General features: G+C 41.8%; 18 protein-coding genes and 1 tRNA gene. 11 read left to right on the top strand and 8 right to left on the bottom strand.

Annotated features, from left to right (window positions below; all coding sequences use genetic code 11):
* Window positions 1-229: 229 nt before the first annotated feature.
* Window positions 230-1,189, bottom strand: a complete 960-nt coding sequence (locus PQ469_RS17690) for a hypothetical protein (protein ID WP_274208858.1) — start codon at window positions 1,187-1,189, stop codon at window positions 230-232.
* A 158-nt stretch (window positions 1,190-1,347) separates the two neighbouring features.
* The gene (locus PQ469_RS17685; RefSeq protein WP_274208857.1) at window positions 1,348-2,277 is read right to left on the bottom strand and encodes a hypothetical protein; all 930 of its coding nucleotides are present in this window, start codon (window positions 2,275-2,277) and stop codon (window positions 1,348-1,350) included.
* 129 nt (window positions 2,278-2,406) lie between these two features.
* Here PQ469_RS17685 and PQ469_RS17680 point away from each other — a divergent pair, with 129 nt between their 5' ends.
* Window positions 2,407-2,874: a CYTH domain-containing protein gene (locus tag PQ469_RS17680; protein ID WP_274208856.1), complete on the top strand. Its 468-nt coding sequence runs from the start codon at window positions 2,407-2,409 to the stop codon at window positions 2,872-2,874.
* Window positions 2,875-2,879: 5 nt separating this feature from the next.
* On the opposite strand, the gene PQ469_RS17675 is transcribed toward PQ469_RS17680, so the two are convergent.
* Both PQ469_RS17675 and PQ469_RS17670 read right to left on the bottom strand, forming a co-directional pair.
* Window positions 2,880-3,173 carry a DUF3892 domain-containing protein gene (locus PQ469_RS17675; protein WP_090649422.1) on the bottom strand — a complete coding sequence of 98 codons (294 nt, stop codon included), beginning with the start codon at window positions 3,171-3,173 and terminating at the stop codon, window positions 2,880-2,882.
* A 248-nt stretch (window positions 3,174-3,421) separates the two neighbouring features.
* The gene (locus PQ469_RS17670; protein WP_090649425.1) at window positions 3,422-3,640 is read right to left on the bottom strand and encodes a hypothetical protein; all 219 of its coding nucleotides are present in this window, start codon (window positions 3,638-3,640) and stop codon (window positions 3,422-3,424) included.
* 408 nt (window positions 3,641-4,048) lie between these two features.
* Between PQ469_RS17670 and PQ469_RS17665 the strand changes: the two genes are divergently transcribed.
* Window positions 4,049-4,945: an NUDIX domain-containing protein gene (locus PQ469_RS17665; protein ID WP_274208855.1), complete on the top strand. Its 897-nt coding sequence runs from the start codon at window positions 4,049-4,051 to the stop codon at window positions 4,943-4,945.
* Window positions 4,946-4,949: 4 nt separating this feature from the next.
* A complete protein-coding gene (locus PQ469_RS17660) occupies window positions 4,950-6,374 on the top strand; it encodes a nicotinate phosphoribosyltransferase (RefSeq protein ID WP_274208854.1) in 1,425 nt (474 codons plus the stop codon).
* A gap of 149 nt (window positions 6,375-6,523) precedes the next feature.
* On the opposite strand, the gene PQ469_RS17655 is transcribed toward PQ469_RS17660, so the two are convergent.
* The gene (locus PQ469_RS17655) at window positions 6,524-7,822 is read right to left on the bottom strand and encodes an IS4 family transposase (protein WP_274208853.1); all 1,299 of its coding nucleotides are present in this window, start codon (window positions 7,820-7,822) and stop codon (window positions 6,524-6,526) included.
* Between the two features lie 204 nt (window positions 7,823-8,026).
* Between PQ469_RS17655 and PQ469_RS17650 the strand changes: the two genes are divergently transcribed.
* The 4 genes from PQ469_RS17650 (at window position 8,027) to PQ469_RS17635 (ending at window position 11,076) form a co-directional block, all read left to right on the top strand.
* Entirely contained in the window at window positions 8,027-8,935 is a 909-nt protein-coding gene (locus tag PQ469_RS17650) for a ribose-phosphate diphosphokinase (RefSeq protein WP_274208852.1), read from the top strand.
* Between the two features lie 195 nt (window positions 8,936-9,130).
* Window positions 9,131-9,790, top strand: coding sequence for a tRNA1(Val) (adenine(37)-N6)-methyltransferase (locus tag PQ469_RS17645; protein WP_274208851.1), 660 nt, complete (start codon window positions 9,131-9,133; stop codon window positions 9,788-9,790).
* 562 nt (window positions 9,791-10,352) lie between these two features.
* Entirely contained in the window at window positions 10,353-10,847 is a 495-nt protein-coding gene (locus PQ469_RS17640) for a metallophosphoesterase family protein (RefSeq protein ID WP_274208850.1), read from the top strand.
* Between the two features lie 97 nt (window positions 10,848-10,944).
* Complete coding sequence (locus PQ469_RS17635) at window positions 10,945-11,076, top strand: hypothetical protein (protein WP_274208849.1); 132 nt, start codon at window positions 10,945-10,947, stop codon at window positions 11,074-11,076.
* Window positions 11,077-11,144: 68 nt separating this feature from the next.
* Here PQ469_RS17635 and rnhA read toward each other — a convergent pair whose 3' ends face one another.
* Together rnhA and PQ469_RS17625 are read right to left on the bottom strand one after the other, a co-directional pair.
* Window positions 11,145-11,603: a ribonuclease HI gene (rnhA, locus tag PQ469_RS17630; protein WP_274208848.1), complete on the bottom strand. Its 459-nt coding sequence runs from the start codon at window positions 11,601-11,603 to the stop codon at window positions 11,145-11,147.
* 107 nt (window positions 11,604-11,710) lie between these two features.
* On the bottom strand, window positions 11,711-13,804 hold the full coding sequence (locus PQ469_RS17625; RefSeq protein WP_274208847.1) for a heavy metal translocating P-type ATPase: 2,094 nt from the start codon (window positions 13,802-13,804) through the stop codon (window positions 11,711-11,713).
* Between the two features lie 116 nt (window positions 13,805-13,920).
* Between PQ469_RS17625 and PQ469_RS17620 the strand changes: the two genes are divergently transcribed.
* Window positions 13,921-13,994: transfer RNA gene (locus PQ469_RS17620), tRNA-His, on the top strand.
* Window positions 13,995-14,313: 319 nt separating this feature from the next.
* On the opposite strand, the gene PQ469_RS17615 is transcribed toward PQ469_RS17620, so the two are convergent.
* Window positions 14,314-14,631 (bottom strand): hypothetical protein, encoded by a 318-nt coding sequence (locus PQ469_RS17615; RefSeq protein WP_274208846.1) that lies wholly within the window; start codon window positions 14,629-14,631, stop codon window positions 14,314-14,316.
* 887 nt (window positions 14,632-15,518) lie between these two features.
* Between PQ469_RS17615 and PQ469_RS17610 the strand changes: the two genes are divergently transcribed.
* Genes PQ469_RS17610 through PQ469_RS17600 form a run of 3 tightly spaced genes read left to right on the top strand, consistent with a single transcriptional unit; the run spans window position 15,519 to window position 20,033 of the window.
* On the top strand, window positions 15,519-16,946 hold the full coding sequence (locus PQ469_RS17610; protein WP_274208845.1) for an alpha-L-fucosidase: 1,428 nt from the start codon (window positions 15,519-15,521) through the stop codon (window positions 16,944-16,946).
* Window positions 16,947-16,981: 35 nt separating this feature from the next.
* Window positions 16,982-17,872 carry an AraC family transcriptional regulator gene (locus PQ469_RS17605; RefSeq protein WP_274208844.1) on the top strand — a complete coding sequence of 297 codons (891 nt, stop codon included), beginning with the start codon at window positions 16,982-16,984 and terminating at the stop codon, window positions 17,870-17,872.
* Window positions 17,865-20,033 carry an alpha-galactosidase gene (locus tag PQ469_RS17600; RefSeq protein ID WP_274208843.1) on the top strand — a complete coding sequence of 723 codons (2,169 nt, stop codon included), beginning with the start codon at window positions 17,865-17,867 and terminating at the stop codon, window positions 20,031-20,033. The genes PQ469_RS17605 and PQ469_RS17600 overlap by 8 nt, the downstream gene beginning before the upstream one ends.
* The last annotated feature ends 5 nt before the right edge of the window (window positions 20,034-20,038 follow it).

The raw sequence follows: 20,038 nt of genomic DNA, 5'->3' as shown, positions 1-20,038 counted from the left end.
ATAAAGCGGCTAACGGGGCTAATATAAACATTTAGGGCTGTTGCATACGGGGTGCATACGGCATTTAACATTTTTTTACAAACTGGCAGGATTTGAACTATGTTTTACAATGAACGCTTAAAAATACGCTGCATTGTTTCGCGCTGCGAAAGTTAAAGCCATTTGATAGCATAGCACAGAAAATAACATGATTGTTACTTTTTTAATAAAAAATGGCAGCAGAGCAACCCTAATTTGCAGGTGCCGTTTTGCCTTCAACATGTACAGATACCATGCTGGAATGTATAATACCCAGGGTTGAGCCCGGTTTTATATTAAGATAAAACTTAAAATAACTATCCATAATACCATTGGCCATCCTGTTATAGGCCGCGGTAAATTCGGGCCCGCTGATATCAAGGTCGATAAGGGGCTTGCCGTAATGCATGCCGCCCTTATCATCAATATACATGGTAAATGAATAGTAAAAATCTTTGTAAGCCTTGTTGATCACGATATCGTAAGTAGGGTCGAGGTAATCGTCGGACGGGTCGAAATTGTTTTCGATGGTGGGTTTTGTAGTGCGTCGGCTAACCGTTACCTGCGGGCTTTTGCTGGTAATTAGGGCCGGTTGCCTTGCCGAAAACTGTTTTTTATAATCGGCATTTGCTTTTACCGCTAATGAGCGGATAAACAAAGTATCCTGCCGGCTGGGGTGCCTTAGTGTGGATGTATCGGTATGCAATACGTTTTTTACATAATTATCGGCATAAAAGGTCATGTACACTTTAGTGCCCTTAATGTCAAGCGAATCGCCTTTTTGTTTGATAATTTCAAGGATAAGGCTGTCTTTGGTCATTTTTTGCACCTTTAGCCAGGAGCGGGCAGCATTGAAAATAGAATCGTACCCGCGCGTTAGGGGAAAGTTGATAAAAGCTTTTTTGGTAGGGCTATAAATACTTACCGAATCGTCTGATACAAACTTAAGCTTCCATTGCGGCTCCAGCTGGTAGCCATATTCGTTAAAAGACAGTCCGTTTTTCTGCCTGCGTTTTACTTCAGAATAGTTGATGCCGTTATAAGGCTTAAAATCTATTAATTCTTTTTTTTTATTACCGGGGCCGCCACTGCAGCCGGTTTGTATAATGGAGATGATAGTAAGCAGTATAAAACCAGCCAGTTTTATTGTTTTTATATTGATAGATAGCATACGCCTTAAAGATATATATAATTCAATAAACTGCTAAAAGGGACTTTTATTTTCGAAGGTTTGGAGGGCCTGGACGAAAGACTTTTGAATAAGAGATTTTAGCACCTCTACCGAACTTTTCACCAATGAGCTAATGAACCAGTGAACCAATAAACTAATTATATTCCCGTTATTCCCTGCACATGAATGTTAATTTCGCTGGCATGCAGCATGTTCAATGTTTTGCCTGGTGTAACTTTCAGGTAATGTTTTAAATAGCTGTTCATGACGGCGGTAGACTGCCGTATATAGTTGTCTTTTAAGGATTGGCCAAGAAAGGGGATGAGCGGTTGATTATAATGCATTTGCCCATCCGAATCAATATACACGCTGAATGAATAGTAAAAATCAGCATGAGCCTTACTTATCGCGACATCAAAGGTTGGGTGCATATAGTCATCAGACGTATCAAAGTGATTAAGCAGATCGCCCTCGGCAACCCATTTTTTCACCTTAACCCGAGGGCTTGTACTGCTTAAAAAAGCAGGCTGCCGGGCTGCAAATGCTTTGGTGTAGTCTTTATTAGCCGCATCGGATAGCGCCCTGATGAAGACCGAATCCTTGCGGTTTGGTCTTTTTAACACCGAGGTATCGGTGTGCAAGGTGTTTTTAATGTAATCATCGGCATAAAAGGTCATGTACAATTTTTCCCCGCGGGTATCAACGGTATCGCCATAGGAGTTAATCATTTCCAGTTTCAGACTATCCCGGTTCATTGCTTTTACTTTGAGCCAGGTGCGCGCGGTATTAAAAATGGAGTCGTAACCACGTGTTAACGGAAAGTTGATGAATTTTCCCTTAGTAGGGCTATAGATGCTTGCCGAATCGTTGGATACAAAGTTGATACGCCATTGAGGCTCCATCTGGTAACCATAGTCTGTAAACGAAAGGCCGTTTGCTGTAAGTCGCGAAATTTCTGAATAAGCCACTCCCCATACCGGTTTAAACGATATCAGGTCTTTTTCGCCGTTATGTTTAACAACAGGAGGGTGTTTACAGGCAAGGTTAAAGAATATTAAAAGTGTCAGGAGTAATACAGGTAGCTTCATTTGGGTTATCATCAGGTAAAGGATTTTAGTTAAATATAGGTTATTGATTTAATAAAACAATATTTGCATGGCCGGTAATTTTAAAACCAACCATCAGCCGGGCCGTTAAGTAGTAAAAGCAAGAAACAAATGGGAGTTGAAATAGAGCGTAAATTTTTAGTTGATCATGATCAATGGTTACAAATGCCAAAGCCAATAGGCACGTACTTTAGGCAAGGTTATCTTTTAAGCGAGCCTGGTAAAACTATCAGGGTGCGCGTAACGCCCGATGAAGGCTTTATTACTATAAAAGGCGGTACTAACGGCTTAAGCAGGTTAGAGTATGAGTATGCAATCCCTGCCATAGATGGGGAAGAGCTGTTGGATAATTTTGCAATATCCGAACTGAAAAAACGCAGGTATAGGATTGATGTTGCTGGCAAGGTGTGGGAAGTTGACGAATTTTTGGGCGATAACAAAGGCTTGCTGGTTGCCGAAATTGAACTGGAAAGCGAAGGCGAAAAGTTTATATTGCCGCCCTGGGTTACCACCGAAGTTACCGGCGACGCCAGGTATTACAATTCGAATTTATCGGTAACGCCATTTTGCAGGTGGTAGCAAAATCAGGCCGATTCGGGCAGGCCCAGTAAAATATCCGTTTCAGATTCGTCGCTAACGGTTTTTACATATTTATTGCCTTTGGGGCAAAGTGCCGGTATTAGGCAGGTTTTATTGCCGCGTTCGTCAATAATATAAGCTTCACCGTCCTCGTTCTTTATCCAATCGTAAAGTTTTGCCCGTTCGGTTATCCCTTTAACATTTATCCGTTCGTTAATCCACTCCAGCGAATCTATTGCCACGTATGGGTTTTCATGTGGCGTTACATCAGTTTTAATACAAAGAATACGTACAGCCATAGCTAAAATGCTTTAAATAATCAGGTGCGATAAAATTAAAGCAAAAATAAAAGCGATGAAATAGGTGTTTTCACCCATTTGGGCGTACGTAGTTTTACTTATGGGCTTATTAATTGCCTGCTATTGCCTGAGCTGAAGCCGGGAGCAGGGTGTTTAAACGAGAGGAAGTATAATGACAAAATATCCTTAAAATACAAAAGCCCTGGTTAAGTATAACTTAAGCAGGGCTTTTGCGGTTAATAAAAATATTAAGCCCAGCCAGTACCTTTTTTAGCGTTACCATTGGCAATATGCTCTTCGGCAGTGGCTTTGCCCATGATTGCAGCCATTTTGTTACCTGCACCATCTGTACCGGTAGCAATGTACCTCCCAGATTTAATGTCGATCACCGGATCAACCATTGGTACATTCTTAGTTTTGGTTTTCACTGAATACGCGGTAATACCGCTTCCTTTTTCTGTTGCCATGATAAGTTCTTTTTGTTTAATTTAAGTTAACCCGATTAACGCCGAATTGTTTTCGGCATACTCACAATTGGTTTTACAGTGTAAACATGCATTAAAATTTTTTAATTCAAAATATTTGACATAAATAATTTGTTAACACATTTAGGGCATTGTTAATAAAAAAATGTAAAGGGGCGCGTTAACGACGTTAAGTTGCGGATATTTGCCGGTTAAGCACCTCCCGTACCTTCCCAAGTAGGGTAGTGCCTTAAAAAATAGTATAGTATAATACCTCCAACCGGGGGAAACCTTACCGGGCTGCCAGATAACTTGCAGGGCCTGATTACATAAAATATATAAAAAAAAAGCCAAAATAATTTGCGTATTTGAAACACATATTTATATTTGCGTATAATTAACGCAAATAAGATGAAAATAGCCGTAATTATTGCCCGCTTCCAAACGCCGTACCTGCACGATGGACATAAAAACCTGGTAGATACCGTAAGTAAGGATTATGCTAAATTGATTATCCTGCTTGGGGTAAGCCCGGTAATGGGCAGCCGGAAAAACCCGTATGATTACCATACCCGCGAAAAAATGATTAAAAGGGAATACCCGGATGTGATTGTACTGCCGGTGAGCGATCATCCGAGCGACAAGGTGTGGTCTGATAACCTTGATAACTTGCTCAAAAGTGTTTTCCCTAATGGTAATTTCACGCTGTTTGGCAGCCGGGATAGCTTTATCCCTTACTACCAGGGCCATTTTGAAACCGTGGAACTGCCCGCTCACGGCGATTACAATGCTACCGAATTGCGTAAACAATACGCCGATAAGGTTTTCGACTCCAACGATTTTCGCGCGGGCATCCTGTACGCTTACTATAACCAATACACCAAAGTATACCCAACGGTTGATGTGGCCATGTTTAGGAACAATAAAACCGAACTGTTATTAGGGAAAAAAGCCAACAGCCCTAAATGGCGCTTTATAGGCGGCTTTGCCGACCCGGAAGACGATAGCTACGAAGCCGCCGCCAAACGCGAACTCACCGAAGAATGTGGAAAAGTGGAGGTGGGCAACATGACCTACGAAACCAGCCACCGTGTAAACGACTGGCGCTACCGCAACGAAGCCGATAAAATTATTACCTTGTTGTTTAGTTGTGACCATATATCAGGCGAGCCGGTAGCTAACGACGATATTGTAGATGTAGCCTGGTTTAAAATTGAAAACCTTACACCAATGATAAGCAACGGCCTGATTAATGATGAGCATGCCAAAATGTTAAAATTGATCATCACTAAATACCTTAACAATTAACACCATGAAACGCGAAAACTTAGTACTGCTGGCCGATGGCTACAAGTACGCCCACCATAAATTATATTATCCTGGCACCACCCAAATTTACAGCTACCTGGAAAGCAGGGGAGGGATGTTTAATGAAACCATTTTTTTCGGCCTGCAATATTTTTTGAAAGAATACCTGCAAGGCCCTGCATTTACCCAACATGATTTGGACGAAGCCGATGGCTTTTTAAAACAGGTGTTTGGCAGGGACGATGTGTTTGATAAAAGCAAGTTCCAGTACATACTGGATAAATACAACGGCAGATTGCCCGTAAAGATAAAAGCTGTAGCCGAAGGGACCGCAGTACCTACCGGCAACGTACTGATGACCATTGAAAATACCGACCCGGAATGTTACTGGCTCACCAATTTTTTAGAAACCCTGCTGATGCAGGTTTGGTACCCATGTACCGTAGCTACATTAAGCAACCAGATAAAAAGGGTAGTGGTTAGATATTACCAGGAGACCGCCACACCCGGCGCAGAGGCCGGTATAGACTTTGTGCTGAACGATTTTGGTTTCCGCGGCGTAAGCAGTGTGGAGAGTGCTAAGATTGGCGGAGCCGCCCATTTGCTTAATTTTAGAGGCAGCGATAACCTGGCCGGTTCTGTAATGGCCATTAATTATTATAATGCCCAAAATGTTTATGGCTTAAGCATCCCTGCTACCGAACATAGCATTTGTACATTATTGGGCAGGGAAGGAGAGCTGGAGGTTTTCAGGCACGTATTAAAAACTTTCCCCACCGGGATTATTGCCTGCGTATCTGACAGTTACAATATATTTAAGGCCTGTAGCGAATACTGGGGGACGGAGCTGCGCGACGAGATATTGAACCGTGATGGCACCCTGGTGATCCGCCCGGATAGCGGCGACCCGGTGATGACCTTGTTAGAGATTTTCAATATCCTGTTTGATAAATTTGGCTTTACCATCAATGCCAAAGGTTACAAAGTACTGCCCTCACAGGTAAGGGTAATACAAGGTGATGGCGTAAACTATACCGAAATAGGTAATATTTATAAAGCTTTAAAAGAAAACGGCATCAGCGCCGAGAACCTGGTACTGGGCATGGGAGGCGCTTTGCTTCAAAAAGTTGACCGCGATACCCAGAAATTCGCCCTGAAATGCAGCTGCGCCATTGTAAACGGGCAGGAAGTTAGGGTGGAGAAAAGCCCGACCGAAATGGATGCCGATGGCAACATTACCTCCAGCTTTAAAAAGAGCAAAGCTGGCAGGTTAAAGCTGATTATGGTAGACGGAACATTTAAAACAGTTAATGAAGATGACCTGCCCGCAGCAGAAGACCTGTTGCAAACCGTTTTTAAGAACGGGGAATTGATAAATACTGTTAGTTTTGAGCAGGTAAAGGCAAATGTAAATGCCAACAAGGGTTAGAAAGTTCGGTTTAAGGGAGCAAGGGGGCGTGCGATTCCTTCCTTGGGGAAGGGAAGGTAGGGGTTTCTCCAACCATAAGGCAAGAGTAAAAGCATAAAGTAGAAACCCCTCCCTCCACCCTCCCACAATGTCATTAAGTTAAGGATAACTCATATTGCATCTCTCTGGTTTTTAGTCACAATCGGTTTTTCTTTGTTCTTATATTTATCCATATCTCTCAAGTTAGTTCGATTATTTCTTATCGGAATGGTATTTTTTAGAAACAGGATTTCCAATTCATGAAATATATTTTCTAAAGGCGCATTTTTATATAGAAGGTCTATCACCCTATTTTTCAAAAAGCCATATGATAAATTGGTATTTACTTTATAATCGTACTTTTTCCCTTGATTTTGTATATGTAAGTCATCTTTAAGGTCATTCACTATAACCGACTGAAGATTGCTAATGAAAATGGCACAAAAAAAATCCTGCTGAATGCTTACTTCCGAATAGCCCGTAAAATGTTCTACCTTAAGTTTGTTTTTTAATTCGTCATAGAATGTTTCAATTCCCCATCTTAGAAAATATAATTCCTTAAACATTTTAGTGGGGTATTTTTGGCTATCTAATAGGGTTGTCATTAATACTTCTACTTCTCCTCCGGGCAAGTCAACACGCAAAAACCGTACTTGTAAAGTACTGTGCCTGCCGTATTCTTTATCTTTGAATGATTGGTTCTTTTGAGGTCGTATTTCTGTAATTATAGACTTTTTGCCTCCTTTCACAAATGCGATAACTACATTATTATGAGTCAATTTTACCCTTATCAAACAATCAACTTTCAGTTTAACATGCTCGTATACAAAATCGAAGGAGGGATAGCCCCTGTCATATATAATCAAATCATTTGTCTTCCATTGATGTGCATGATTTAATGCTAAATCACGTTCCCCTTCGCTTAGATTATCTAACGAAGCATCTAATGCAATGCCATTTAAAACATCGTATAAAACAGATGCCCTTGCCTGTACAATAGTTTCTCCGAATTGATTTTTTGTTGCTCCATAGCTCTTTTTTAGTTTTTCGGTAAAAGGCAGCGTAATCCTGGAACCATCCACAGCAAGTACCCTAAACCCATTTAGAAGGGTTTGTGAATCATTATCAGCTACATAGAAATTTTCAACTATTATCTCCGACAGATGACTGAATACTGCTGGACTGATTTTTTTCCTGTTTTGAATAAACGCACTTGAAGTAAAAGACTGAGTAGGGTCTGAAGAAAAACGTAGGTTTAAATAACGCACAAATCCATCGATTTCAACAGTGAGACTCTTTCGCAATAAATTAAACATAAAAAGCAAAGTTGCTCCAAATGTCTGCTTTCTATTTCTTGTAAAGTCTTGGTCTTTCATTTTAAATTTTAGCACAAGTTCTTTACTTAGAATTGCCTGCCTCAGTTTTTCCAAGATTAAAAATGAGGTTTTTTTTGCACTTTAACTATTTGATTATGAATTAAATATACGAAAAAATACACAATAAAACAATGTAAATAATTGACAATCAAATGATTACCCTTAACTTAATGACATTGCCACCCTCCCATGGGAGGGAATCGCACTGGGCCATCACTTTTTGACCTTACAGAATACCTGTGCCATTAAAATATTAACATGAAAAAGCTACTGTTCGCGATAAAAGATTATGAATACCTGGCCCAAAAGGTAATGGCCTGCGGAACGTTTGAAAAAGGACAAATTGAGGTAAGCACCTTTACCGATGGCGAACGTTACCAGCGCATCCTGTCGCCAATTGAAAACCGCGATATTATCCTTATAGGCGGTACGGTAACCGACGAAGCAACGCTTGAATTGTATGATCTGGCATCGTCACTGGTAAGCTACGGGGCCAATTCATTAACCTTAGTAATCCCATATTTTGGCTACTCCACCATGGAACGTGCCGTACTAAGCGGCGAGATTGTAACCGCCAAAACCCGCGCACGGCTCATCTCTGCCATTCCCAAATCAAACAGGGGCAACAAAGTGGTGTTGTTTGATCTGCATTCCGAAGGGATCCAGTATTATTTTGAACACGACCTGTACCCGGTACATGTTTACTGTAAAGACCTGGTGATAAAAGCAGCCCTGAAATACGGAGGCGATAATTTTGTAATGGCCAGTACCGATGCCGGCCGCGCCAAATGGGTAGAATCGTTAGCTAACGACATGGGCGTAAACGCTGCCTTCATCCTTAAACGTCGCCTAAAAGGCGACCATACCGAAGTAAGCGCCATCAACGCCGATGTTGCCGGCAAAACCGTAATTATTTATGATGACATGATACGCTCTGGAGGCAGCATCATCAACGCCGCCCAAACCTATAAAAATGCCGGCGCGGGCGATATTTATGTAATAACCACCCATGGTTTATTCATCAACAACGGCATAGAAAAATTAAAAAACAGCGGCCTCATCAAAAAACTCATCAGCTCAGATTCGCACATGAATATGCAGGCCATCAGCGATGATGATTTTATGGAGGTAAACAGTTTGGCGGAGTTGATTTGTTCGGTGATTTAGGTATTTTAATAGACAACTTCCTGTCATCCTCGTGGTGAAGGATCTATTTGCACCATGCATCTTACACCCTGCAAAGTTGGCGAATAGATACCCCATACCTCGGCACTACGGAGGGATGGATATTCAGGTTTATACCTTAAATTCGCACCAATGTTCCACTTCAAACAATTCAGCGTCGACCAAACTGGTTGCGCCATGAAGATTAATACTGATGGTGTTTTGCTTGGCGCGTTGGCAGCCGCCGATGACCCGATGTCGATATTAGATATCGGTAGCGGAACAGGCGTTATAGCCCTGATGCTGGCCCAGCGCTTTGCCACCGCGCAAATTGATGCTGTTGAGATTGATGAAAGCGCGGCGAAGACTGCCGAAAGTAATTTTAAAAACTCCCCTTTTGCGGATAGGCTCAGGATTTATGCTTCGGGGTTTAAATTTTTTTTTGAGGAACATCCCGGCAGGAAATATGACCTGATTGTTTCCAATCCGCCCTTTTACATCAATTCCCTGTTATCGCCCGGCGCGAAGAAGAACCAGGCCAAACATGCTGGCGAAGGATTTTTTGAGGAATTGATTCAAACTGTTTCTAAACAGCTTAACGGAAATGGGGTTTGTTGGTTGGTGTTACCACAGGATACGGCAGATATAGTAAAGGCCCTGGCCACAAAATACGGATTGTACTTGCAAAAAGATATCAAAATCAGGTCTTTTGAAAATGATGAGCCTCACCGTGAAATTGTGGTGCTGGGTTTCCAGGAAATTTCGACAGAAATAGCTACTTTAACCATTTATAATGATGTAAACGTTTATTCTGAAGAATATAAACGTATACTACAACCTTATTTTTTAGCCTTTTAGCATGAGAACCCTATCAATAATCTTAACAATTTTGTTAATTGTACCATTTTTAGGCTGCTTATTTATAGCTTACCAAAGCTATTCCATGACAACGAGGCTTTCGTTCTCTCATCAAAGTGATAAAAGACTTTTGATACAGTTGGTCTGGCCTGCATTTACTTATGTGTTTTTTGGGGTTGTGGCAATCATATTGCACAAAATGGAGAAGTATCTTGAGAACAGTGTTATGTGTACCACTTTGATTGCTTCTTTTATTGTATCGTACGCAATGAGTATGATTATCAACTTGGTGTTTTTATGGTCAAAATAAACCTGATATCTTCCGCTGCGTTAGCATAGCGTAATTTCTGGGTAATGCTTGCAGAAGCCTTTGACTTCGGTCCAGCTGAAAGCTGCCGCGAGTTTAGCGCAGCGTAGCTCGTGGTTAGCCATTATGTAAGCTTCCAGCTTACGGAATTCAGCTGAAAGCTGAAATTATGATACACACGGGCTGCAAGCCCGCGTGAGCTATTATTTTTAATCTTAACTCTTGATTCTTGACTCTTGCATCTATCTTTACCCCATGACCCGAATTGGCCTGATATCCGACACCCACAGCTACCTTGATGAAGCAGTTTTTAAACATTTTGAAAACTGTGACGAGATTTGGCATGCCGGCGATTTTGGTACCATCGAATTGGCCGATCAGTTGGCGGCTTTTAAGCCCTTAAAAGGCGTTTATGGTAATATAGATGGCAAGGATGTAAGAATAGTTTACCCCGAACACCTGCGTTTTAACTGCGAGGAGGTGGATGTATGGATGACGCATATAGGTGGTTACCCGGGCAGGTATAGCCAGCATATTAAGGCCGAAATTTATACTAACCCGCCCAAACTATTCATCACCGGCCATTCGCACATTTTAAAAGTGATACCCGACAAAAAGCTACACCTGCTGCACCTTAACCCCGGCGCGGCCGGTAAACAAGGCTGGCACAAAGTACGCACCCTGATGCGTTTTAATATCGATGGCGAAAGGATTCAGGATTTGCAGGTGATAGAGCTGGCGGGAAGGTAGGGGGAAGTTGATAGTTCATGGTTCATAGCTTTTCGTGTTAAAGTAAAACAATCATCTCAACCCCAAATTGCTACTAATGACTAATGACTAATGACTAATGACTAATTATATATTAATTGATTTAACATACATTACAGTGTACCACCCCGTACCAGGGCGTACCACCCCGTACCAGGGCGTACCACCCCATACCGGTACACACACTTTATTGGCTATACACAGTACCTAAAAACGGGAAAATTACTTGTTTTCAATCGTAAAAGGCTGTTAACTCTATGTGCACGCTTTATACAGAAACTACTTCGCGTTTTCCACCTCAAAAACAGAGTCGATAAGAAGCGGGGCCCGCTTACCGGCAGCGACAGCCAGTTGGTCGCAACGCTCATTTTCGGGGTGCCCGTTATGGCCGCGTACCCAGGTAAATTTTACCTGGTGCAGTTTGCTTACATCAAGATAGCGCATCCACAGGTCTTTGTTTTTTTTGCCGGCAAAACCCTTGGCAACCCAACCATTAACCCAGCGTTTTTCGATAGAGTCGATTACATATTTGGAGTCGGAAAAGATCATAACCTGTTGATTAGGTGTTTTTAACGCCTCCAGGCCTTTAATAACGGCCAATAGCTCCATCCGGTTATTGGTAGTTTTACGAAAACCTTCGGATAGCTCCTTATAATGTTGCCCCGAGCGCAATATCACCCCATATCCTCCTGGTCCCGGGTTACCACTTGATGCACCGTCTGTAAAAATCTCGATCATGATGTTGGTCCATGGACGATAGTAAATGGTCCATGGGGCAAAAATAGCAAAGTTTGATGTTTAGATGAACTAAATAGGAAAATGAGAATGCTATGGACTATGGTCTATCAGCCATCGACGTTCTTCACCTTCAGTCTCAACGAATTACCAATTACCACCACGTCAGAAAAAGCCATGGCAAAGGCGCCAACCATGGGGTTTAAAAAACCGAATGCCGCCACCGGTATGGCTATAATGTTATAGGCAAAAGCCCAAAAGAGGTTTTGTTTAATGGTAAGCAGGGTGTGCTTACTAATCTGCAAAAATTTAACAACTGAATGTAAATCAGTATTTAACAGCACCACACTTGCCGATTGGATAGCTACCTGGCTGGCATCGTTCATTGATACGCCCACATCAGCCCGGGTGAGGGCAGGGGCGTCATTGATGCCGTCGCCAATCATTATGGTTTTACCCTTTTGTTTGTATATGTCAATTACTTTCAGCTTTTCATCGGGAAGTCTTTCGGAGTGGACTTCAGTAATACCTATCTGGCTGGCAACTTTCAAACAGCGGTTTTTTTTATCTCCGCTTAAAAGTACAGGTACAATTCCCATTTTTTTAAGTTTCGTTATCAGTAGGGCTGTTTCGGGCTTAATCTCGTCGTCTATGGCAACCTGGGCCAGCAATTGCTGGTTTTTATAAAGCGAAAGGTTAAAATGATCTTCGGTGTTTTGTTTGGCGGTGCCTAAAAAGTAATGATTACCCTGTACATCTTCGGCACGCATTCCTAACCCCTTTTCTTCCTGAACAGATTTTAAGATCACTTTTTGCTGCGGTAGTTTTTTTAAACCGTCGACCAATGATTTGGCAATGGGGTGGTTTGAACGTTCTTCAATAGCGGTGATTATACCCCGGATTAATTCCAGGTCCGTACCTGCTTCTGCTTTGATCTCGTTAATGCTGAATTTCCCTGTGGTCAGTGTGCCTGTTTTATCAAAAACTACGTATTTGGTATTTGCAACAGCTTCAACCGTATCGCCCCCTTTAATCAGGATGCCATTTTTTGCAGCCCGCCCCAGGCCAACCATAACAGCTGTGGGGGTAGCCAAACCCATAGCACATGGGCATGAAATAACCAGTACGGCAATGGCATTCATTAATGATTTTTGCAAGCCCGCGTCGCCTACAAAATAGGTTAACGTAAATGTGATCAATGATATTAATATAACTGCAGGTACAAATATTGATGCTGCCTTATCGCCCAATTTCTGAACAGGGGGCTTGGCGGCCTGTGCTTTTTTCATCAGGTCGATAATCTGCGACAGGACGGTATTGGAGCCAACTTTGGTGGCCAGCATATGGAAGTTCCCATTAACTACTATAGTGCCGCCAATTACTTTATCATATTTATCTTTTTCAACCGGTATGCTTTCGCCGGTAAGCATGGCTTCGTCAACAGAGGCGTTGCCTGAAAGAATCTCGCCATCAACGGGCACCTTGTCGCCCTGATTTACCACCAGGGTATCCCCCGGGCGAACATCTTTGGCGCTAATTATTTCAATAGCTCCATTAACCATCCTGTTGGCATTTACCTGCTGAAATTTTATCAGATCTTTTACTGCCGACGTAGTTTGCGTAACCGAACGTTTTTCTAAAACGTTACCCAATAACACCAATGTGATGATGGTAGCGCAGGTTTCATAAAACTGATAGCGGCCGCCTAATGCCTGAATGGTACCAGCAAGGCTATAAACAAATGCCGATGTGGAACCAATAAATATAAGTACATCCATATTAGGCACACCGGCTTTAACCGAGTTCCATGCACTTTTTCCAAAATGCAGGCAGCCCACAATAAAAACAGGCAGGCATAAAAGTAGCTGTACTATGGGCCGATGTAGAAAATGCCATGGCAGCAGCATATGTAATAAAAGTGGCGCTGTAAAGATGGCGCAGAAGATAAATTTGTTCTCTACCAGCTCATAAAACGGAGGCGAATGCTGGTTGAGATCGTCAATTACTTTAAATCCCAAATTTTCTATGCCTTTTATTACATCGGGCAGTTTGGAATCGTCATCGGTTGAAAATTTTACTTCCTCGCCGGCAAAGTCAACCAATATATTATGTAACCCTTTTTTTTCAAGGAGTTTATGAATAGACATGGCGCAATTATTACAATGCATCCCGGTCACATTCAGTTCAATTAATTGCTCAGCCATAATGACAAATTTAGCCATTAATTAAAATTGTTCTAAATAAATGCGGTAAGCTGAATGTAATTTTAAAAAGAGTTTGCAAATAGGCCGAAGATTTCTATTTTTGCACTCTCCAAACGGTAGATGTAGCTCAGTTGGTTAGAGCATCGGTTTGTGGTACCGAGGGTCGTGGGTTCGAGCCCCATCATTTACCCGAAAGCCTCTCATGAAAATGGGAGGCTTTTTTTGTGCCATTATCTATGCTTTTTTATCTATGTTTCGGTAATAGGATATACATCATACTGAAGACATAAGGGGACTGTCAATCTTATAAAACAATAAGTTCGTTGCCTTCGGCGCCTGTTAAAGGTACTTTCTCCCTATAAGTGTGCATTTTTTCGTAACATTCCAAAAAGCAAATCCGGGTCTTCCGGATGGGATCGACCAGTATACAATTTTACGACTTTGGGTTGCCAAGCCGAACTCGGCAACATATCCGTCTGTCTTGATTCCTTTTTCCGCTCCTTTTATCTCTATCGAATTAAAGCCATAATGCCCGCCAAAGTCTGCATAAAAACGGACTCAAGATCAGATTCGCCGATCCTTATGAATCTACGAGTCGTATTCAATACGAATACGGCATTGCCACAATCAAGCAGGAATACAGGTTTTTCACGCTCATCTAAACTTGCTTGCCGAAGAAGTGCCTGTTGGAGCCCTTCAGGTATAAGATCAAAAAAAGTAAAAGTTTCAGACCCGGTAAAGAAGTTCCTATCCTTACCATGATAGGAAAGGAACCAATGCTGCATCAAAGCAGATATTTGATCAGGTGTTTTAAAAAACTTATCCATGTGGATTTCCGAGATGGGCTAACGGTCTCAAAAATAAAAAAAGCAGCCCAATTTTCGTAAAGCTGCTTCATAGCCCGCTGGGGAAAAGATAGGGCGGTAAGCTGGCGGGCACGGAGGTAGCGACTTCTGCTCAAGGCAATTCCGACTCGCTTACCACCGATGCCCCGAATAGCGACACGATCGGAACAATCCAAACCTGCGCCTCGAAAATAATTCATCGCCTTACAGCTTTGATGAGATCTAAATCAGAGTTAGATTTATTGGCTTTAAATAATTTTGGAAAAATCTCCAATTTCAATCAAATTCACAAAATGGTTCGAATTATGAACCGTTATCCACCCTTCACGGGTTAAGAGATTTTTAGAGGTCTTTTGTCTCTTTTTTCGTAATAGCTTGTTTTTCATGGTATCAACGAGAAACGGCATAAGCGCCCGTCGAGACAGGTGTCACAATCCGCCCCAACTGGTTTTATCAACAGGATGAGGATGTACGTGCTAAAAGCCTAATCGCGTTATGGGTACTTTATTTCTGGAACATTGGCTCAGGTCTTATTAAGCAATTGGTGCGCTGGATAGTAATTCTCTTTTATCTGATCAGATGCAAATCTCCGTTGCGGTTGGCTTTATGCTTGTCGCGCTGCAACCTACTGTCACCTACCCGTCCCGTTAAAAAAAGGAGTATAAGCACTGGTTTAATCTTTTATTTCCCGCTGCGCAAGGTCTGGCCTTACTACAACGTTTGCGTAGATTATTATATATCAATATAGTACCAGTCATTATTACGATTGTATGGTAACATAAGAGCAGTGTAACACATGCTTATTAACCATTCAGCATAATCGCAATCATTATAAAACAAGGCGGTTAATCCGTCAAAAATAAACCAATATGAAAAAACCTTTTATAGCCTGTTTGCTATTACTATTTTTTACGCACGCTGTTTTTGCCCAGAAAGAGCTTACCCGCGACGAACGTATGAAATGGTGGCGTGAAGCCCGTTTCGGAATGTTTATTCATTGGGGCGATTATGCTGGATTGGCGGGTATGTATAAGGGGCATGAAGTAGGGCGTGGCGGAGAATGGATTATGAACAGGGCCAAAATTCCGGTAGCCGAATACCAACAGTTTGCCCAAAAGTTTAATCCCGTAAAATATAACCCCGAAGCCTGGGTGAAGCTGGCCAAAGAAGCCGGAATGAAATATATTGTAATAACGGCAAAACATCATGATGGTTTTGCCATGTTTAAATCAAACGCCAGTAAATGGAATATTGCCGATGCTACACCTTATGGTAAAGATGTTTTAAAACCATTGGCTGCAGCTTGCCGCAAATATGGTATTAAACTGGGCTTTTATTATTCACAGGCCCAGGACTGGAATAATCCCGGCGGTGCAGCGGCACGTAAAGTAAGCAGCGAAGGCTGGGCTAATCCCGATTCGGCAAAGATTGATGCCTATACTAAAGAAAACAGCGGCCATTGGGATCCTGTTCAAACCTCAAACAACATGGCGCAATATATTGATAAAGTAGCCGTGCCGCAGGTAAAAGAGCTGCTTACCAACTATGGCGATGTTGCGGTAATTTGGTGGGATACACCAACAGCCATGACCGACGAGTTTGCGCAAAAACTTCAGGACGTATTAAAGTTACAACCCAATATCATAACCAACGACCGGCTTAAACGCCCCGATTTTGCCGGCGATTATAAAACCCCCGAACAAAAGATACCTAATCTTAGCGAGCTTGACGGAAAAGACTGGGAAACCTGCATGACCATGAACGGTACCTGGGGTTATAAAAGTTATGATCATAAATGGAAAACGCCCGAAACACTAATCCATAACCTGATTGACATAGCCTCAAAAGGAGGGAATTACCTGTTAAATGTTGGCCCTACTGCCGAAGGTGAGTTTCCGCAGGAAAGTATCACTACATTAAAAAAGATGGGCGAATGGATGAAGGTAAACGGCGAAGCTATTTACGCTACCAAGGCAAGCCCGTTACAGCCACTGAGCTGGGGGCGCTGCACATCGAAGCCTGAAGGTAAAAATACTATCCTGTATTTTTCTGTATTTAACTGGCCTGCCGATGGGAAACTAACCATTCCCGGGTTAAAAAATGAAATTATTGGCGCCAAAATGCTTGACGGTGGCAGCACTTTAAAAACAGGTTTAAGTAACGACGGCATAACTATAAATGTAGCCGATAAAGCCACAGATAACATTGCCACAGTAATTAAGGTGGAAGTAAAAGGGCCTATAGATACACAGGCAGCCAGGCCGGCTGAAAAAATGAAAACAGGTGCGCTGGATTAATAAACCGAACTATCGTTAACAGTAAATCAACATAAATGAGACCACAATTGCTAAAAGTATCATCCGGTCCTGCGCGGTCCTTCAGTGTACGACAGGACGTGGTTCCTTCTATTAATAGTAAATGGCACTACCATCCCGAAGTAGAGTTGATCCACTTTGAAAAAGGTAGTGGAACTCAGTTTATAGGCGACAACATACGGCAGTTTAACACCGGCGATATTGTTTTGGTAGGATCGTACCTCCCGCACTACTGGCGTTTTGATGATATCTATTTTTCACGGGATGAAAAAGCCGAGGTTGATATAAGGGTGGCCCATTTTTGCGAAAATTTTTGGGGGAATGATTTTTTGCAACTGCCAGAGAACAAAAACATAAAAACCGTGCTTGAAAAAGCCAGGCGTGGGATACAAATTAACGGTAAAGTAAAAAAACAGGTTGCCGAAACTATGCAGAGGCTGCTGGCGGCCGAAGGTGCAAAACGAATACTATTATTGATAGAGGTATTGAATACAATTGCCGAAGGCGACCACACCGATTGTTTATCATCAATTGGCTTTAGCCCTAATGTGGAGGAATCCCGCAATGATGGCATTAATATAATTTATGAGTATTCGCTGGCAAATTTCAAAAACAAAATACACATGGATGAGCTTGCCGAACTGGCCGGGGTTAGTCCTAACTCATTTTGTCGTTATTTTAAAGCGCGCACACAAAAAACATATTCTAAGTTTTTGCTGGAGATTAAAGTTGGGCATGCCTGTAAGTTACTGATAGAAAACAGGTTGCCATTAAAGCAATTATGTTCTGAAAGCGGATTCAACAATTTTGCAAACTTCCATAAATACTTTAAGCAAATTACGGGCAAAAGCCCTTTAAACTATCAAAGAGAGTTTATCCAGGTAAAATCAAAAGTTTCATATGAGTAAATTAGTACTGTTTATTTACCTGGCTTTTTTTTGCGGGGGTACTGTTTTAAAAGCACAAAGCAACAAGCAAATAATTATTGCCACAAAAAATGTAAATTTGGTATTTACGGTCGGGGCCAATAACAGGGTATACCAGGCATACCTGGGGAAACGGTTTTTAAATCAGGCAGATAATAGCTTAATTCCTAATAATAAACATGAGGCTTATATTGCCGGTGGGATGGAAGACCTGTTGCAACCCGCCATCCGCTTAATTCACAGCGATGGTAACCCATCGCTCGAACTAAGGTATGTAAACCACACAACAAAAAATTCAGACCAAAATATTTCAGAAACCAACATATTACTGCAGGATCCCAAATATTCGGTGCAGGTAATACTGCACTACCAGGCTTTTAGTAGCGAGGACATCATAAAATCATGGGCCGAGATTAAAAATGACGAAAAAAGTGAAATAACCTTAGAAAATTATGCCTCATCTATGCTGCATTTTGAGGCTAAAGATTATTGGCTTACACAATTTCACGGCGACTGGGCCTCTGAAATGAAAATGCAGGAAAGCAAGCTTACAAGCGGCGTAAAAGAGATTGACAGTAAATTAGGCACCCGTGCCGATATGTATCAAACCCCGGTGTTTTTCCTCGCGCTAAATAAACCGGCAGATGAAACAACAGGGGAGCTACTTGCAGGCACATTAGCCTGGACAGGCAATTTTCAATTCCATTTTGAAATAGACGAACGTAACGCCTTACGGGTAATATCGGGCATTAACCCTTATGCATCAGCCTATAAGCTAAAAAAGGGCGAAACCTTTACAACCCCGGCATTTATTTTCACCTATTCAACTACAGGAAAGGGGCAGGCGAGCCGGGATTTACATCAATGGGCACGTAATTATGGTGTACTGGATGGTAATAAACCGCGCCTCACCTTATTAAATAACTGGGAGGCCACACATGTTAATTTTAATGAAAAAGAACTGGTGGGCTTGTTTGATGATGCCACAAAACTGGGTGTCGACCTGTTTTTGCTTGATGATGGATGGTTCGGAAATAAATACCCACGTGATAACGACAAAGCGGGATTAGGAGATTGGCAGGAGAACAAGGCAAAACTACCAAACGGGATAGGCTATTTAGTTAAACAAGCTGAAGCTAAAGGGTTAAAATTTGGCATCTGGCTTGAGCCGGAAATGGTAAATCCTAAAAGCGAATTATATGAGCAGCATCCGGATTGGATTTTAAAATTACCTAACCGGGATGAAAATTATCAGCGCAACCAGTTAGTGTTAGATCTTACAAATCCTAAAGTAGCCGATTATGTATACCATACGGTGGTCGATATGCTCACCAAAAATCCTGGTCTGGCTTATATTAAATGGGATTGTAACCGGAGTATGAGTAATACCTGGTCGCCGAATTTAAAGGATAGGCAGTCGGCATTGTTTGTCGACTATACTTTAAGCCTTTATAAAATCTTAGATCGTATAAGGCAAAAATATCCGCATTTACCCATTATGCTGTGTTCAGGAGGCGGGGGGCGTACCGACTATGGGGCTTTAAAATACTTCACCGAGTTTTGGCCAAGTGATGATACCGATCCTTTAGAGCGCGTGTATATACAATGGGGATATAGTAATTTTTTCCCGGCCTTAACTATCTCAAGTCATGTTACATCCTGGGGAAAACAGTCTATCAAATTCCGTACGGATGTTGCTATGATGGGTAAACTTGGCTATGATATTAAGGTGAGTAAAATGACAGATGATGAATTGCAGTTTAGTAAACAGACGGTTAAAAACTATAACCGCTTAAGGAATACCATTTGGTTTGGCGATCTATACCGTATTATTTCTCCCTACGATGAAAACCGAATGGTGGCCATGTATGTAAATGCAGAAAAATCAAAGGCGGTTTTGTTTAATTACAACCTTAACACCAGGTATAAAGAAGTATTTAACAGGGTACGATTACAGGGCCTGGACAGTCAAAAAAAATATAAAGTGGAAGAAACAAACCTTATGCCCGGTGCCAAATCAAATCTTGCGGAAAACGGACGTGTTTTTAGCGGCGATTATTTGATGACCATGGGGCTTAATTTAACCCCGGGGAAATTAATGCCGTTAACCAGCATGGTAATAGAGATAAATGCAGAGAATTGAAAAAA

The organism is Mucilaginibacter sp. KACC 22773 (genome assembly GCF_028736215.1).
Lineage (GTDB): Bacteria > Bacteroidota > Bacteroidia > Sphingobacteriales > Sphingobacteriaceae > Mucilaginibacter.
This window is presented reverse-complemented; position numbering and strand designations above follow the sequence as displayed.